This is a genomic window from Aquimarina agarilytica ZC1, from assembly GCF_000255455.1.
Lineage (GTDB): Bacteria > Bacteroidota > Bacteroidia > Flavobacteriales > Flavobacteriaceae > Aquimarina > Aquimarina agarilytica.
In genome coordinates this window covers 32,386-50,028 of record NZ_JH621276.1, presented here as the reverse complement: position 1 = coordinate 50,028, position 17,643 = coordinate 32,386, and the positions used below count along the sequence as shown (strand labels likewise).

The window sequence follows — 17,643 nt, the reverse complement described above, 5'->3', positions numbered from 1 at the left end:
TTAGAGTAGATGATTTTGGCATCCTTAAATATACGAAATATTTATATTAAAAGCGTATAATTTGGTTTTATCGCTGTATTTGGATTAAAAAAAGAGGTTATTTATAAAAAAATAACCTCTTTTTTGCTTTATAAAGTGGGGAGATTAATCAGCTAAAACAATAACTTTATTGTTATTTACTTCAATAACGCCACCTTTAATATCAAATACCCAACGATTATCTTCGGTATTTTTTGAAAGTACATCACTAGTTTCTGTGTCTAAATTAGCATCAATTTTAACCTTACCTTTAGTAAGTAATGATATAACTGGTGCGTGACTATTTAGCATTTGAAACTCGCCATTGATACCAGGAACAGCTACCGAGTTTACTTCGGCGCTAAAAACAATTCGTTCTGGAGTTACAATTTCTAAAAACATAATTACTTTTTTTAATTTCCACGAAGGTGGAAAACTTTAATTACAAAATCTCTTTTGTTGAGATCTCCGCCTTCACGGAAATGTAAACCTTAGCCTTTTTAGGCTTCAGCTAACATTTTTTCTCCAGCTTCAATAGCTTCTTCAATAGAACCTTTAAGGTTAAATGCCGCTTCTGGAAGATGGTCTAATTCACCATCCATGATCATATTAAATCCTTTAATAGTTTCTTTAATATCAACCAATACTCCAGGGATACCTGTAAATTGTTCAGCTACGTGGAACGGTTGTGATAAGAAACGTTGTACTCTACGTGCACGTGATACGGCTAGTTTATCTTCTTCAGATAATTCTTCCATACCTAGAATAGCAATAATATCTTGTAATTCTTTGTAGCGTTGTAGTAACTCTTTAACGTTTTGAGCACAATTATAATGAGCATCACCTAATATGTCAGCCGTTAAAATACGAGAAGTAGAATCCAAAGGATCTACGGCTGGGTAAATACCAAGCTCTGCAATTTTACGTGACAGTACAGTTGTAGCATCTAAGTGAGCAAATGTTGTTGCTGGTGCTGGATCGGTAAGGTCATCCGCAGGTACATATACTGCTTGTACCGATGTAATAGATCCTTTTTTAGTTGAGGTAATACGCTCCTGCATAGCTCCCATTTCGGTAGCTAACGTTGGTTGGTAACCTACGGCCGATGGCATACGACCTAAAAGTGCCGATACCTCAGAACCTGCTTGTGTAAAACGGAAGATATTATCCACAAAGAAAAGAACGTCTTTACCTTGTCCATCTCCAGCTCCATCACGGAAATATTCAGCAATAGTTAATCCAGAAAGTGCTACACGAGCACGAGCTCCAGGTGGCTCATTCATTTGTCCAAAAACGAAAGTTGCTTTGGAATCTTTCATGGCCTTTTTGTCCACTTTAGATAAATCCCATCCGCCATCTTCCATAGAGTGCATAAAGTCATCACCGTATTTAATAATACCAGACTCTAACATCTCTCTTAAAAGGTCATTTCCTTCACGAGTTCTTTCTCCAACTCCTGCAAATACAGAAAGTCCACCGTGACCTTTTGCTATATTGTTAATCAATTCTTGAATCAATACAGTTTTACCAACTCCTGCTCCACCGAATAATCCAATTTTACCTCCTTTTGCATAAGGCTCAATAAGATCGATTACTTTAATACCTGTAAAAAGTACTTCTGTAGATACAGATAAATCTTCAAATTTAGGAGCGTTTCTGTGTATAGACATACCAGCATCACCAGTTTTTGGTAGATCTCCTAATCCATCAATTGCATCTCCAATTACATTGAATAAGCGTCCGTATACATCTCCACCAATAGGCATTTGAATTGGACTACCTGAAGCAATAGCTTCAGCACCTCTTTGTAGACCATCAGAAGAATCCATTGCAATAGTACGTACAGTGTTTTCACCTGTATGCGATTGTACTTCAAGGATTAACTTACTTCCGTCATTTTTTTTAATTTCTAACGAATCGTAAATTTTTGGAAGTTCTGAACCTGCTGCAAATTCAACATCAATAACTGGTCCTACAATTTGTGATACTTTACCCGAAACTTGAGCCATTATAAAAGTATTTTTTGTTTAATATTTGTAAACATTGTGCTGCTAGTTGAATTTAACTACAAATTAACAGCGTTTTTCAAGCCGCAAAGATAGTTTATTAAATTCAAAAAAAACAATCTTTATTTTTGAATTTGTCGATAAAATCTAGTTTGAATGCATTATATTAAAAAAGCCCTTTGAAAAAGGGCTTTTGATTAATTATTCTACAGTAACAGATTTTGCTAAATTACGAGGTTGATCTACGTTTTTATCAAGCATAACTGCGATATGATAAGAAAGTAGTTGTAGCGAAATAGTGGTTAAAAGAGGTGTAAAAGGTTCTAGGGTTTCCGGAATCTCAATTACATGATCCGCAAGTTCTCGAACAGTCACATCTCCCTCGGTTACAATTCCGATAATTTTCCCTTTTCTCGATTTAATTTCTTGAATATTACTTACTACCTTTTCATAATGTCCTTTACGAGTAGCAATAACTACCACGGGCATTTGTTCATCAATAAGTGCAATTGGTCCGTGTTTCATTTCTGCAGCAGGGTAACCTTCTGCGTGTATGTATGAAATCTCTTTTAATTTAAGGGCTCCTTCTAGAGCTACTGGGAAATTAAAACCACGTCCTAAATAAAGGAAGTTTTTAGCGTCCTTATATATTTTTGCAACATCTTTAATATGTTCGTTTTCTTCAAGTGCCTTAGCTACCTTTCCAGGTATTTGTTCCATTTCGTGTAATAGGTAATGGAAATCCTTACTATTTAGTGAGCCTTTTTGCTTTGCTAAACGTAAAGCAATTAAAGAAAGAACGGTAATTTGAGTGGTAAATGCTTTAGTAGAGGCTACTCCAATTTCTGGACCCGCATGGGTGTAAGCACCAGCATGAGTTTCTCGAGAAATCGATGATCCAACTACGTTACAAACACCAAAAACAAAAGCACCTTTTTCTTTAGCTAATTTAATTGCTGCCATGGTATCGGCTGTTTCTCCACTTTGAGAAATAGCAATTACAATATCGTCCTTGTCTATAATTGGATTTCTGTATCTAAATTCCGAAGCATATTCTACTTCAACAGAAATACGAGCAAGCTCTTCAAAAATATATTCAGCTACCAAACCAGCGTGCCATGAAGTTCCGCAGGCAACAATAATAATCCTTTTAGCATTTAAAAACTTATCGATATTATCATCAACACCAGCCATCCTAATAATACCTTCTGAGGCAAGTAGTCGCCCTCTGTAGGTGTCTGTAATAGCGTGTGGTTGTTCGTATATTTCCTTGATCATAAAATGATCAAAACCACCCTTTTCAATTTGTTCAAGGTTAATTTTTAATTCGTGAATGTAAGGGTCTACAATAGCTCCATCTTCAATTTTGGATATCTGAACACCCTCATTTAAATTGATAAGAGCCATTTCGCCATCCTCTAAATAAATGGCATTATTGGTATATTCAATAAATGGTGAAGCGTCGGAAGCAATGAAAAAATCATCTTCACCAACACCAATGGCTAATGGGCTTCCTAAACGAGCAACAACTACTTCATCGGGTTTGCGTTTGTCAAAAACAGTTATGGCGTAAGCACCGATAGCTTGGTTAAGTGCTATTTGAGTTGCCTTGGCTAAATTTACTTTTTCATTTATTTGAACATCTTCAATCAGGTTTACTAGTACCTCGGTATCAGTGTCCGAATGAAAAGTGTAGCCTCTTTTTATAAGCTCTTTTTTTAAGGGCTCATAATTTTCAATAATACCGTTATGTATAATCGCTAGATTTTCGGAATTAGAGTAATGAGGATGCGAATTTACGTCGTTAGGCTCTCCGTGAGTTGCCCAGCGGGTATGACCAATACCAATAGACCCTTTGGTGTTGTTTGTTTTTGAAAATTCATTTTCAAGATCTGCAACTTTCCCTTTGGTCTTTGTAATGTTAAGGTTGTCGCCATCGTAGAGAGCAATACCAGCAGAATCATAACCTCGGTATTCTAATCTTTGTAATCCTTTTAAAACAATTGGATAAGCTTCTCTGTTACCAATATATCCTACAATTCCACACATATAGTATAAGTTTTGAGTTTTTTTTGCTATTTGATAGCAGTGTATTTTAGTATTAGTTTAGGTTTGTTTTCACTGTTAATTTCAGTGGTATTTTTGTTAAATAAAGGAATTCCTTTAAAACTAAGAATGGTTCCTTCATTAGAAAATTTTGTTGTTTCAGTATTAGCTATTATTGAAAAAAAACTATTATTAGCAGGATCAACAATACCTATGCCTAATTTAGTATTTAATTCTTTAGCGTCACTTAAAGTTGGTTCGCCTAAAATTAATTGAGCTAGGCTAGTTATTTTAAAGTTGTATGTAAAATCTTTGTTATCATTTTCAATAGCTGTAACAGGTTGAATTAGATTATTTTGTCCGCCTCCTATAGCTATTCCTGTTTCTGTTCTGTATAGTCCTAATGAGGGAAGTTTTTTTAATTCAAGATCTTTATCTTCTAAAACTGATCTATTTACTGTAAGTATGAGTTCTGCGTCATTTACAATGATGTCTTTTTCAATTAATTCCTTTAATTTTTCTTCGTCGAATAATAAAGTTTCTGCAATAGACCCCGCTCCTGCTTTAAGTAAAACAGATTCTGTATTGGTGATAGTAGGTTCTTCAGTATTTATAATATTAAAAAATTGAGGTGCTAAATTGTAATCAGCGCTAAAGCTGGTTTCTTTTTCATCTTCACCTTCTTTTTTTGTGGTCACCTTAAAATCTAGTTGAATTTTAGGGGCAATGGTGTCAACAGCGACTCTTGGAATTCTTAGTAGACCTTCGTTGGTAACATCGGGTTTAATGTAGATGCTTTTTATTTTATTTATAAACTCGGAATTATCACCTTTAAATACATTAAAGTCATTTTTGTCTGTTAATTCTGTTAGATCCAGTTTTGCTAAATTAATTTCAATAGCATTTAGATTTTCTTTAACTCTGTCAGAAATAGTTACTTCTTTACTAGGGATATTGATAGTTGTCATTTCTTCCGAAATTAATTTACTGTCCCCTTCTATAAAATTTAAAAAATTAACTTGACCGTCAGAAGCATCTGCGAAATAGGATTGGGGGGTATTGGAAACTAAACTTTGAGTTCTTAATGTGTAATTCGCATTAAAAACTTGCAATTTTAAGCTTTTGGATTCGTCAAAAGTAGGATCAAAAGTGTATTTTCTCATGCCCTCACTGTCTGCTGCTGCTGTACTGTAAGGGAATGGTAATATTAATTTTTTTCCTGTAATGACTATTTTAGTAATAGGATCTGTATTGGTATACGTACTAGTGGTTGCCGAAACCTGTGCCAAAATACCGTATGTAGATTTGTTTTTTAAAATAGAATCTATATTAGAGCCAAGATATTGAGTGTCTAAATTACTAGTTTGCACTTTTTTTAGTGAAACAGCATTGATTTCAGGTAATAATTCTTCGGTTGTAACATTAATGTTGGTTCCGGTTAAAATAGTTGAGCCAACATCACTAATATCATCATCACAGGATACTAAGAGTAGGCTTACACAAAGCCCATAAAATAGGCGTATTAAAAAAGGTGTATTCATAAATACTTTTAGAGTGTTTTATTTAGGATAAAACTTCGTTCAAATAAAAATCCTCATATGCCGATGAAAATTCTTCAGGGTACTTGTACTCTAAAGTAGGAACTTTTTTTGCATCAATAAATTTTTCAATTTCTGAAGAAACATTTGGAGTTCCCATAATCACAGCATCAGAATTTTCTACAGATAGTTTTATCAAATTATCAAAATTCGCATCATCTAAAAGACTTAACTTTTCTTCAGCTATTTCATCAAAAAGTACTTTTTTCTTAATATCGTTATTAAGTGCACCTTCAAAACCATTTCCATAAACAGATGTAATGATTTTAGTTTCTTTAAATAAAGGCTCGTTGCTGTAGTAATTTTTTAGGTACAGAGGAAGTAAGGCTGCCATCCATCCGTGTACGTGTATAATATCTGGAGACCAATTTAATTTTTTCACAGTTTCAATAACTCCTTTTGCAAAAAATATAGCACGTTCGTCATTGTCCTGAAACAATTTACCGTCTTTGTCTATCACAGTAGCTTTACGCTTAAAGTATTCTTCATTATCAATGAAATATACTTGCATACGCTCTTTAGGTATAGAAGCAACTTTGATAATTAACGGCATATCAAAATCGTTTACGACAAGGTTCATTCCAGATAAACGAATAACTTCGTGTAGCTGATGTCTTCTTTCGTTTATGTTCCCAAATCGGGGCATAAAAATACGTGTTTGTCCTCCTTTTCCGTTGACCATTTTTGGTGATTCAAATGCCATCGATGAGACTTCTGTTTCTGGCAAATATGGCATTAATTCTGATGCTACGTATAGTATCCTCTTGTCTTTCATAAATCTTACTTTTAACTTTCTTAGGAGTAAAGTTTGGCAAAATTACGAAAATTTAGGCAGAATGCCATTTATATGCTAATTTTGCGGGCACTTAAAGCTCTAAATATGCGTGTTTTTACCACGGTTGAAGATTTAAAAAATCACATCAAAAACAAGTCGGAAATTACCTCCGAAATCGGTTTTGTTCCCACTATGGGTGCATTGCATGAAGGTCATATGTCATTGGTTTACAAATGCTTAGTGGAGAATAGCTTGGTCGTTGTAAGTATTTTTGTTAACCCAACGCAGTTTGATAATTTAGATGATTTAGACAAGTATCCTAGAGCATTAGATAGTGATATTGAATTACTTAAAAAAAAATCAAAAAATATTATAGTTTTTGCTCCATCGGCTAAAAATTTATACAAAGGAGACCCAAAATCGATCCATTATGACTTTGGTGGATTGGAAAATGAAATGGAAGGGAAGTTTAGAGTCGGGCATTTTAATGGTGTGGGAACGGTATTAAAATTATTGTTTGAGGCTGTGAACCCTAATCGGGTTTATTTGGGCGAAAAAGACTTTCAGCAATTGCAGATTGTTAAAAAAATGGTTGAAATTGAAAAATTCCCAATAGAAGTTGTAGGTTGTGAAATTTACAGAGAAGCACATGGGTTAGCCTATAGTTCAAGAAATGAACGGCTGACAAAACTTCAGCGGAGTGAGGCTAAGCTCATATTTGAAACTCTTTCAAGGGTTAAAAATGAATTTGGCACAAAAAGTGTTGTTGAATTAAATGAAATGGTAAGTCAAGTTTTTGAAAGTCACGAGTTACTCAAGTTAGAATATTTTGAAATCGCAAATGTGGAAAATTTGAAAACAGCAAAACATATAGATATAAGTAAAAAATACCGTGCTTTTATCGCTGTTTTTGCCGATAAAGTCCGTTTAATAGATAATATCGCTTTAAATTAATTAATTTTGCAGCATGTTAGTACACGTAGTAAAATCTAAAATCCATCGCGTTAAAGTTACCGGAGCCGAACTAAACTATATTGGTAGTATTACTATTGATGAAGATTTAATGGATGCAGCTAATATAATTAGTGGTGAAAAAGTTCAAATTGTTAATAATAACAATGGAGAACGTTTAGAAACTTATGCCATTCCAGGGCCAAGGAACAGTGGTGAAATCACATTAAACGGAGCAGCTGCTAGAAAAGTTGCCAAAGGAGATGTGCTTATACTAATTACGTATGCCATGATGGACATGGATGAGGCCAAAAAGTTTTCTCCCGCTTTAGTGTTTCCTAATGAAGAGAATAATCTTTTAAAATAAGTTTCCTTTTACTATTGAAAAAGAAAATAACCAAAGCACTTAAAATTGTAACTCCTTTGGGAATTGGTGCTGTTTTGGTCTGGTATTCTTTAAGCTCAGCTACCCCCGAAGAACTAAAAAATCTATGGAAGCTTATCATTAATGCGGATCCATTTTGGGTGGGTTTATCGCTGTTTATTGGATTGCTTTCACATATTTCCCGAGCCTATCGATGGCAATATTTGGCAACCCCCTTAGGCTATTCTAGTAGGTTTCGTACAAGTTTTATGGCCGTTATGGTAGGGTATTTGTCAAATTTAGGAATTCCCCGTTCGGGAGAATTTTTAAGAGCTGTTACTTTAAGTAATTATGAGGATATTCCTTTTCAGAAAAGTTTAGGAACGATTATCACAGAGCGCGTCATTGATCTCATTATGCTACTTTTAATTGTTTCTTTAGCTTTTATTTTGAATACAGAAGCTTTAGGAGTTTATTTTGTTGAACAAGATATTGCTCCTTTAAAAATTGTGTATACTCTAGTAGGAGGATTAGTGGTTATGGGGGGTGGTTTCTTGCTAATTAAAAAGTTAAAACTTCCGTTTATTGAGAAATTGCGTCAATTTGTATTAGGGCTATACGAGGGAATGTTGAGTGTGTTTAAAATGAAAAATAAAGCCGCTTTTATTGGACATACTATTTTTATTTGGATCGCCTATGTGCTTATGCTTTATGTAGTTAAATTTAGTGTGTCAGGAATTTCGGAGGTGTCGCTTTCTGCGATTTTAATGGTTTTTGTAGCAGGATCATTAGCTATGATGACCTCCAATGGCGGGTTTGGTGCTTATCCTGTTTTTGTAGGTTTAGCATTACTTCTTTTTGGAATAGAAAAAACAATTGGTGAAGCCTATGGTTGGATTATATGGGGCTCACAAACTTTAATGAATTTAGTTTTTGGCGTACTGTCATTCATTTTGTTACCTGTATTTTCAAAAAAGAAATAATTTCATACCTTGTCTCATCGTTTATTAAGGCCCATTTATACTATGAAATTAATTTTAACAACACTTGCTTTTTTTGTTATTGCAACCACTACTTTTGCGCAAACCGTAACAAAAAATATTAAGTCATTACATTTAGAAGCTTCACGCGAAGTAAAAATACGCTTGCCAAAAAGTTACAAAAAAGATCCTAATAAGGAATACCTTTTAATACTAACACTCGATGGGGATTACTTATTTGACCCTATTGTAGGGAATGTTAAGTACTTTTCGTATTGGGAGGATATGCCAGAAGCAATTGTAGTAGGAATTAAACAGCTGCAAACCCGAAAGGAAGATTGTCGATATGATTCGAATACTTATTTGCCAGAATATGAGGGTAAAAAGTTTTATGATTTTATGTCAAAAGAATTGCTTCCTTATTTAGAAGAAAATTACCGACTGGCAAAATTTAAAATTATTGTAGGTCATGATTATACAGGTAATTTTATTAATTATTTTATGAAATCGGCTAAATCTCCATTTCAGGCATATATCAATTTAAGTCCGGAGTATGCACCATCAATGGCAGATCGAGTTGCGGATATCCTGACTGCAACCGAACAAAAAACATGGTATTATTTGGCTACGGCATCAAATGATGTAAAAGGTCTTAGAGAGGATATTATTTTAGTTAATGATCAATTGTCTCAAATTGAAAATGAAAATGTACGTTATAAATTTGATGATTTTGAAGATGCTTCACATTATTCGTTAGTGGCAGTCGGAATTCCCAGAGCTTTAGAGGATATTTTTTCAATATACAGGCCAATTAGTAAAAAGGAATACAAAGAGAATATTGTAAACCTTGAAACTTCACCATATGACTATTTAATTGAAAAATACGATGTAATAAAATCTTTATTAGGTGTTGAAAAGCGTATAAGAGTGAATGATTTTATAGCAATTTCAACGGCTTTAGAAAAAAAAGAAGATTGGGATGAGCTAGAAAAATTAGGAAATTTAGCTAGAAAAGTATACCCGGCACATATGCTTGGGAATTATTATTTAGGAACTGCTTACGAAAATATTGGCGAGCCAAAAAAAGCAATGAGAACGTATCAAAATGGATTTATGTTAGAAGAGATCTCTTTTTTAACTAAAGATATTATGCTTGAAAAAGCAGAACGAATTAAACAAGATTTTGGATACTAATTCAAAAGTTTAATTTTTTGAAATGAATGACAAAAGACTGCTTTATTACTGGCAGTCTTTTTTTATTGTTTATTTGGTACGAGTCATACTCGTTAAAGAATCATTTAATATATTTTTAGAGCCAATTGTTTCTATGGAAGTTTTATGATTTCTGTAATTTTGTGTGAAATTGTTCTATTAAACCAGTAAATCGTATACTATGCAATAGAGCTTTGTTATGAGTATTGAATACTCAATAAAATCAAGTACTTTATTAATTTTAGGATAACCGGTGTTATGGTTAAATTAAAAGTGTAGTGAAATGTTTGATTTTGCAAAGATTTCGATACAGCATAGATTTTTTAATGTCTAATTCGAGTTAAAGGGAGTACCATAAAAAATGTCCTTAATTAAAGGATGCCAATACTTAATTTATGAAAAGAAAAACCGCATTATTCTTTTTTTTGACAACATTTTTGTCGCAATTTTTGTTTTCCCAAGTGGATTTAACCCAAAAAGCGATTCAAATAGGAAAGCCCTTGAGGTTGACTTACAAAGTAACGGAACAGTTAACGAATCAGTTTGATTTAGTAATTTCAACAAAAGCGGCTTATGCAAATTTGACATTAGTAAGTCAAAATCAAATTTTAATAGATCATTTGGATATACCAAGTGCAGGAGCGCATCAGTTTAAAATAGTAGCAACATTTGAAAATACAGGTGAAAAACAATTAGAGTTTAGGGTTACTGGAGGAGATGTTATTTTGGAATCACTTTATATACATAAAGTTGAAAACTTAGAGCTGCCGACTTTTAATGATATTTCAAGAAAAGCAGGTTTGGATAGAGTGAATTCAATAAAATACGGAGGACCTACTATTGCCGATATAAATAATGATGGATATTATGATTTTATAGTTAATAATCATAATGAAGAAACAAATAAATTGTACTGGAATAATGGTGATGGAACGGTATCTAAAGATGAAAAAAAATTATCAAAATGGTATCGCCATGATTTACATGGATCAAGTGCTGCAGATTTTGATAATGATGGAGATTTAGATATTTTATTATCGCAAGGTGGTGGTAATGGAACATCACCTTCATTACCTACATTTTACCGAAACGATAATGAGACATTGGTATTGGCAACTAAGGATATTGAAATTGCCAAAGGAGCAAGAGGAAGAGCTATTAGGTGGAGTGACATGGATAAGGATGGAGACTTGGATTTAATACTTGTGAATGCTCGAAGTATTAAAAAAGATGAATTACCTCAGCATTTATTTTATAGAAATAAAGGGGACGGGACTTTTGAAGATGTTCGTATAGCAGGGATTGAAAACTTTAATGCCGAACGTGTATTAGTAACTGATTTGAATGGCGATCAAATTGATGATGTAGTGTTGTATGCTTCGTATACAGGTTTGTCCATATGGCAAGGTAATGGGGATTTTAGTTTTACGGATATCACTTCTCAATTGGATAAAGGCATAGCCAATACCAAAAACATAACTGGAGCAACCGATATTGATATTGATAATGATGGTGATTTTGATTTATACTTAACTCGTGGTTTGGTTTTTGGAGTGGGAGCAAAACCATCATTAGATTTTAATCCATTAAAAAATAAAATGGATATTAAATTACAAGGGCATAAAGGAGTGACCGAAATGGATTTTACTGCGGAAAATGATGTTATGTTTAGTGATCTTCGTTTAGCACGAAGAAAATTTAACGCGCCTTATCCAATATATTTAGGAAAAAATAAGGAAAAGCATATTGTAAAAGATAAGTCGGAATTTAAAGTTGTAAAATCTGTCGCGCAAGGATTTCCCGATGATATGAGTGCTAATGGTATTTATATAGGGAATACTAATGGAGATCAATGGAAAATAGCTTTGGTTAGAAATGATTACATTTTTTGGAATTTTGGATTTAGTATGGAAGGAATTTCTAGTGTTACCCCCAAATTTGAACTTCAGAATAGAAATGTAGATGATCTTTTATTACTCAATGATAATGGTGTATTTAAAAATGTAGCTAATGATTGGCATATTCAAAAAGGAGGAAATCATCAAGGGGTGACTACCAGTGATTTTAATAATGACGGTTTTCAAGATTTATTTGTGTATCGTTGGGGGGATTTAAAGTCGCGTCCATCGGATTATATGCTTTTAAATAATGGAAAAAATAAATTTGTATTATCCACAAATCACAAAGCAAATGATCTAGATGATGAAGGTCATGGTGATATGGGACAAGCCTTCGATTTTGATTTAGATGGTGATATTGATATGTTGAGTGGTAGTGATGATGAAGGCATGTGGTATTTGTATGAAAACAAAATAGCCACAGCAACTAATAATTTCGCTATGGTACGTGTAAACTATTCCCCAAAATCTAATGTGGATCCAATGGGGGCAGTAGTAATTTTAGAAACGGCTACGGGATCCTATAAAAAAAGAGTAGGTTCAGTAGGGGAGGTATTTTCGCAGAGTTTATTAAATACCGTACATTTTGGTTTGGGTAAGGAAAAAACCATTAAAAGAATAAAGGTAACTTGGCGTAATGGTGAAACTGTGGTGTTTAAAAACAAAAAGGCGAATCAATTATTTAGCACCGATAAAATTGATCCAAGCGCTATTAAAGTAACACCTTCTAAAGAAAAAGTAAGAGTTAATACTCATGTAAAATTAGTGGCAACAGCTTCGGCAAAAAATGAAAATTCGGATGTAATATGGTCATCAAGTAATGCTGCGGTAGCAAGTGTGGATGCTAATGGGGTGGTTACTGCACATGAATCGGGTAAAAAAGTAACAATTACTGCAAAAAGTAAGGTAACTAATGTTACTAATAAAGCGGTAATCAAAACGGTTGATTTTTATCCGATAGCTATGGAGTCTATAGCATTTAAATCTGTGCCGAATAAATTAGTTGTTGGTGAGGAGTTTGCATTGGAAGCAATAGTTGCACCAAAATATACAGATAATCAAAACATAGTTTGGAGTAGTAGCGATGACTCAATAGCAACGCTTAATAATGAGGTAATTAAAGCTTTAAAAGTGGGTAAGGTGAAAATTTATGCTACCGCTGAAGAAAACGAAGCAGTGCGTAATGAATTTGAATTTGAAGTAGCTCCTTATGTGGAGCCGCATATAGTTTATGATAATGAGGATAACTATAAAAACCTTTCAAGAAACGATGAGTTAAAAGTTAATGTAACTTACCATGCGGGATCCAGACGTAAAATGATAAAAGGAGATCATGGAGGAATTAAATTTTGGTTCCGTGAGTTTACTGCCGATTGGAAATTTATTAAAGATGTTACAACAGTAGTTGAAACTCCATTAAATACTGTTGAGGGAAAAGTATCGGGAACACTTTCTTTAAAAGCACTTAAGCCCTCATCGGAACTTCCTAAAGGGAATTTTTATTTATTAAATGTGTCTTTTGTTTCCAGTGATGGGAAAACTTATGATAAAAATATTTATCCTATCAATTTAGATTAAGTTTAATAGCTAAACAAGTATAAAAAAAGCAGCTCATTTGAGCTGCTTTTTTTATACTTGTTAGACTGCTTTTCTTAGTTAAAAAGGCTATTAAGAATGTCATCAACTTGTGCTTTTCTATCAGCTTTTAATTTTTCGTCGATTTGCTCTAGTGCTAATTTATATTTTTCTAAAACTTTTTCAGTACTAATTTTATCTAAAGGAATTTTATTCCCATCACTTTTAATTAGTTTAAATCGGTGATCTTCTTGCGTTGTTGATCTTGAGTCAATAGAGCGCTCTAGTGTAACTACTCCCCCTTTAATAACAATTCCAATACCTTTTTCATCAGCAGAAACTTTGTCTGTTTGTTCTGCAACACGTTCGGCTAATACTAAAGTTTTTGAATAATCTTCGCTTAACTGACTCCAGTCAAGTTGTGCAAAAATTCCTTGTGTAGCGAATAGTAATAATGAGGCGATGATAAATTTTTTCATAATATGAGGTTAAATTTAGAATTAGATTTTTTCTTAAACGTTCAAATACTGTGCCTTATTTTAATGGACGGTTACAAATTACTAAAAAAAAATAAATTTTAGTAGTCGAATGTGTTAATCCGTATGAGGTTATTTACTGAATTGACCTATGAAATTTAATAGACTTTCGGTGGCTTCTTCTTGTAAAAAATGATTTTTAGGAAGTAAATGGATATTACTTTCCTTAATATTCAAATCAGTAATTACTTGTTTATTTTGAGTTTTCCATAATAGGATTTCATCATCCGTTCCCCAAATGACTTGAGTGGGAATGTTTAGACTTTTTAAAACAGTGCTATAGTCTGGAATAGCTTTGGTATTTGTTGTAAAAAATTTATACAAAGCATCTGTCTTTCCTTTTTTGAGTGGTGTTGTGTAGCCTTCTATTTCGGCTTTACTCATAGGATGGTTATTGGTACCACTTTTGAAAAGTTTTTTAATCATCATGTTCGTTTTGGTTCGGTATCCCCACATGGCGATTTTTCCAATCATACCCTTTTTAATTTTTAATGGAGGACAAAAACCATCTTTATATATAATGGTATTTAAAATAGTTAAATGTGATAGTTTGTTGGGAGCAATTTTAAGCATTTCCCAAGTCCAAAGTCCTCCCGCATCATGCATAACATGAGACCAATTGTTAATGCCCAAATGTTCCATTAAACCTAAAATACGTTTAGCATGTTGTGTTTTGTCATAGATGTCATAACCTTTTGGGTGTTCGCTATTACCAAAGCCTAACATATCTGGAACAATAACACGATAACCTTGAGCTACCAGCGGGTCAATCATTTTTCGGTATAGCCATCCCGAAGTGGGGATTCCGTGCAATAAAAGTAAAGGCTGCCCTTTCCCTTTATCAATAAACGCTATAGTACCATCGGGTGAATCCCATTTTTTTTGAGCTTTAGTAAATTCCGAGTAAGACATATCATTTGGTTTGGTTTCCACTTGATAAGGTTTGCAGCTTATAAGGCTCAATACAAATAAAATGGAATATAGTGCTAGTTTATTCATGTTAGTATTTTGTATAAATGTAGCAAGAAAAATGAAATTAGATAGGTGTGCTGTTAGTATTACACTTATGCAGATTGATAATCAGCAGTATTTATGGTGCCCAAATTTGGGCGATATGTCTAGAGTGAAGTGGTTTTAAAGTGATCAAGTTTCATGTCTTGCCCATCATATGTTGCATAGGTAAAATGATCACACCAATCACCAAGATTGGTGTATAGTGAATTTTCTGGAAGCTTGATTTGCATTGGCAAATGGCGGTGTCCAAATACAAAGTGATCGCGGTGCTTTTGAGTCAGTTTACGTTTGCAATATTGTACGAGCCATTCGTTTTCTTCGCCCAAAAATGTAACATCATCATCTCCAGAAATAAGTTTGTTTCCACGAGAAAGGCTGGAGGCTAAGCGTACACCAATATCTGGATGTAGCCACCCAAAAAACCATTGTGCAATGGGATTGGTAAATATTTTTTTCATGCGTTTAAAGCCTTTATCATCTGGGCCTAAGCCGTCACCATGACCAATAAAAAAAAGCTGGTTTCCTAATGTGAATTCTTTGGGTTGGTGGTAAACGGGTATGTTGAGCTCTTCTTCAAAATAGCCATTCATCCATAGGTCATGATTGCCTACAAAAAAATGAATTGGAATGCCCGAATCGCTAATTTCGGCTAATTTCCCTAGTACGCGTACAAAACCTTTGGGAACAACAGTTTTGTATTCAAACCAAAAGTCGAATAAATCACCAAGTAAAAAAATAGCGGCTGCATCGGTTTTAACTTCATCTAGCCAACGCAAAAATTTCGCTTCTTTTTGTTTGCTAATTGCTGCAGTTGGTGCACCTAAATGATTGTCCGATGAAAAATATACTTTTTTTCCTTTGGGAATTTTTATAGTCATTTGACGAAGTTACTATTTTTTGGAAATTGCGTTAAGGATTGTAGCGGCATCCTTTTTGTTTTTCTTTTTCAGGAAAAATAAAAAGATATAGCGGAAAGCCTGACCCGATAGGGAAACGCCCAAAAGTTAATTATCACTAGCGTACCACTCTGCAAAAGAGGTGTCGGTTTCCTGTAATTTTAGTGAGAATAACTTAATATGCGTAGGAAGTTTTGCGCTAATTTTTTTGGCAAAATCAATCACCATATTTTCACTTGTAGGTTGATAGTCCACCAAAATAGTGTTGTGCCCTCTTTTCTGAAGTTCATTGGCCAATTCTACATGTGGTGTATTTTTATTAAATACAGTAGCATGGTCAAAGAGATCAACGATTTCGTGATTCACTATTTTTTTTAAATCGCCAAAGTCAATTACCATCCCGTTTTTAACATGATTTGGATCGGTAATAGGTTGCCCAATAACGGTAACATTTAGTTTGTAACTATGGCCGTGTACATTTTTGCACTTGCCATCATAGCCGTGTAGGGCATGACCGGTTTCAAAATTGAATTGTTTGGTGATTCGGATATTGCTCATAGCCTTCGACTTCTTATACGATTAACAATGTAAATTATAAGTAAAATTAAAACAAAAGCGGGATATAATTTACCACTTGATAAGGTATTTAAAAAATCAATCATTATTCAAAAAATTATAGGAGGTCTTAAATTAGATCAAGTGCTTGATCAACATCATTTGACGTTGTGATTGGGCTGACCTAACAGAAGAATTTGATGGGGTGTTTTATCGCTTACGCTTATTCACAAAATAAACAACAACAAGTACAACAGCTAGCACTAAAAAAAGACCATTCCCAGCTAAAAAATTCATGAATTCCATAAAATATTATTTTTTAAATTTTTGAAGTGCTTTTTGTGTTTCGTTGGAAAGCACTAAGCTTCCCGAAAGTTTTGCACGTTCTTTTAATAATGTATTCCAATGTTCGGTGCCTTTCCAAAGGCTTTCTTTTAACGCAGACATAGCCTTTGGATTGTATGAGGCTAATTTTTCTAACAATTCATACAAGGATTTGTCCATTTCCTTGGTGTTTTCGAATACCTGAGCAAACAAGCCTTTGTCTTTTGCCCAATAAGCATTTTGCCAATGAGTGGCATCAATACTTAATTGACCAGTGGCAGCAACACCTATTTTTCGGCTCAATGTGGGTTCAATAACAAAAGGACCAATACCAATACTAATTTCACTCAATTTAACCGAGGCATTTTCGGTGGCAAAAACATAATCGCAGGCACCAATTATACCCACTCCTCCTCCAACTGCTTTGCCTTGTACTCGGGCAACCACAAATTTAGGGCTAGTCCTAATGGCATTTATAATATGGGCAAAGCCCATAAAAAAGGCTTCGCCTTGAGTTTCATTTTCTATAGCAATTAATTCATTTAAAGCTGCACCGGCACAAAAGGCCTTTTCGCCTTCGGACTGAATTAAAATAACTTTAGTGGAGGTGTCATTTCCTAACTCATCAATGCCTTTGGCAATACGTTGTAATAATTCTCCCGGAAGGGAATTACTTAATGGATGGCCAAAAGTAATGCTACCAATACCATTTTCGGTTTTTACATATAAACTTCCATTTGTATGAGTTGCCATAAGTTGTTGTTTTGAGTTTAAACAAAGAAACAAAATGTGGGTGAATTTCAAACATTTTTCAGGGAATAGAAAAAATCAAGCTGATTTTTATATTTCAAATGCTATTATGGCTTATACGATTTACTGATAAGAATTTCGTATG

At 33.8% G+C, this 17,643-nt stretch carries 15 protein-coding genes; 5 read left to right on the top strand and 10 right to left on the bottom strand.

Features of this window, described 5'->3' with window-relative positions:
* Nucleotides 1–144: 144 nt before the first annotated feature.
* The 5 genes from KQA_RS0214285 to KQA_RS0214265 all read right to left on the bottom strand — a co-directional run bounded on the left by KQA_RS0214285 (nucleotide 145) and on the right by KQA_RS0214265 (nucleotide 6,443).
* A complete protein-coding gene (locus KQA_RS0214285) occupies nucleotides 145–420 on the bottom strand; it encodes a F0F1 ATP synthase subunit epsilon (RefSeq protein WP_010182116.1) in 276 nt (91 codons plus the stop codon).
* 98 nt (nucleotides 421–518) lie between these two features.
* Entirely contained in the window at nucleotides 519–2,027 is a 1,509-nt protein-coding gene (gene atpD, locus KQA_RS0214280; protein ID WP_010182115.1) for a F0F1 ATP synthase subunit beta, read from the bottom strand.
* 198 nt (nucleotides 2,028–2,225) lie between these two features.
* Nucleotides 2,226–4,073 carry a glutamine--fructose-6-phosphate transaminase (isomerizing) gene (glmS, locus tag KQA_RS0214275; protein ID WP_010182114.1) on the bottom strand — a complete coding sequence of 616 codons (1,848 nt, stop codon included), beginning with the start codon at nucleotides 4,071–4,073 and terminating at the stop codon, nucleotides 2,226–2,228.
* A 26-nt stretch (nucleotides 4,074–4,099) separates the two neighbouring features.
* Complete coding sequence (locus KQA_RS0214270; RefSeq protein WP_010182113.1) at nucleotides 4,100–5,611, bottom strand: DUF4270 family protein; 1,512 nt, start codon at nucleotides 5,609–5,611, stop codon at nucleotides 4,100–4,102.
* A gap of 22 nt (nucleotides 5,612–5,633) precedes the next feature.
* The gene (locus KQA_RS0214265; protein WP_010182111.1) at nucleotides 5,634–6,443 is read right to left on the bottom strand and encodes a glycogen/starch synthase; all 810 of its coding nucleotides are present in this window, start codon (nucleotides 6,441–6,443) and stop codon (nucleotides 5,634–5,636) included.
* A gap of 105 nt (nucleotides 6,444–6,548) precedes the next feature.
* On the opposite strand from KQA_RS0214265, the gene panC reads away from it, so the two are divergent.
* From panC to KQA_RS0214240, 5 genes are all read left to right on the top strand, one after another.
* Entirely contained in the window at nucleotides 6,549–7,397 is an 849-nt protein-coding gene (gene panC, locus KQA_RS0214260; RefSeq protein WP_010182110.1) for a pantoate--beta-alanine ligase, read from the top strand.
* A 13-nt stretch (nucleotides 7,398–7,410) separates the two neighbouring features.
* On the top strand, nucleotides 7,411–7,761 hold the full coding sequence (gene panD, locus KQA_RS0214255) for an aspartate 1-decarboxylase (protein ID WP_010182109.1): 351 nt from the start codon (nucleotides 7,411–7,413) through the stop codon (nucleotides 7,759–7,761).
* A gap of 14 nt (nucleotides 7,762–7,775) precedes the next feature.
* Nucleotides 7,776–8,741 (top strand): lysylphosphatidylglycerol synthase transmembrane domain-containing protein, encoded by a 966-nt coding sequence (locus tag KQA_RS0214250; RefSeq protein WP_010182108.1) that lies wholly within the window; start codon nucleotides 7,776–7,778, stop codon nucleotides 8,739–8,741.
* Between the two features lie 42 nt (nucleotides 8,742–8,783).
* Nucleotides 8,784–9,932: an alpha/beta hydrolase gene (locus KQA_RS0214245; RefSeq protein ID WP_010182107.1), complete on the top strand. Its 1,149-nt coding sequence runs from the start codon at nucleotides 8,784–8,786 to the stop codon at nucleotides 9,930–9,932.
* Between the two features lie 413 nt (nucleotides 9,933–10,345).
* Entirely contained in the window at nucleotides 10,346–13,426 is a 3,081-nt protein-coding gene (locus tag KQA_RS0214240) for an FG-GAP-like repeat-containing protein (RefSeq protein WP_010182106.1), read from the top strand.
* A gap of 74 nt (nucleotides 13,427–13,500) precedes the next feature.
* Here KQA_RS0214240 and KQA_RS0214235 read toward each other — a convergent pair whose 3' ends face one another.
* From KQA_RS0214235 to KQA_RS0214215, 5 genes are all read right to left on the bottom strand, one after another.
* Complete coding sequence (locus KQA_RS0214235; protein WP_010182105.1) at nucleotides 13,501–13,902, bottom strand: hypothetical protein; 402 nt, start codon at nucleotides 13,900–13,902, stop codon at nucleotides 13,501–13,503.
* A gap of 129 nt (nucleotides 13,903–14,031) precedes the next feature.
* On the bottom strand, nucleotides 14,032–14,958 hold the full coding sequence (locus tag KQA_RS0214230; RefSeq protein WP_010182103.1) for an alpha/beta fold hydrolase: 927 nt from the start codon (nucleotides 14,956–14,958) through the stop codon (nucleotides 14,032–14,034).
* Nucleotides 14,959–15,077: 119 nt separating this feature from the next.
* The gene (locus KQA_RS0214225; RefSeq protein WP_029209606.1) at nucleotides 15,078–15,845 is read right to left on the bottom strand and encodes a UDP-2,3-diacylglucosamine diphosphatase; all 768 of its coding nucleotides are present in this window, start codon (nucleotides 15,843–15,845) and stop codon (nucleotides 15,078–15,080) included.
* A gap of 132 nt (nucleotides 15,846–15,977) precedes the next feature.
* Complete coding sequence (locus KQA_RS0214220; protein ID WP_010182101.1) at nucleotides 15,978–16,427, bottom strand: 6-pyruvoyl trahydropterin synthase family protein; 450 nt, start codon at nucleotides 16,425–16,427, stop codon at nucleotides 15,978–15,980.
* A 309-nt stretch (nucleotides 16,428–16,736) separates the two neighbouring features.
* The gene (locus KQA_RS0214215) at nucleotides 16,737–17,501 is read right to left on the bottom strand and encodes an enoyl-CoA hydratase/isomerase family protein (protein WP_010182100.1); all 765 of its coding nucleotides are present in this window, start codon (nucleotides 17,499–17,501) and stop codon (nucleotides 16,737–16,739) included.
* Nucleotides 17,502–17,643: the final 142 nt, after the last annotated feature.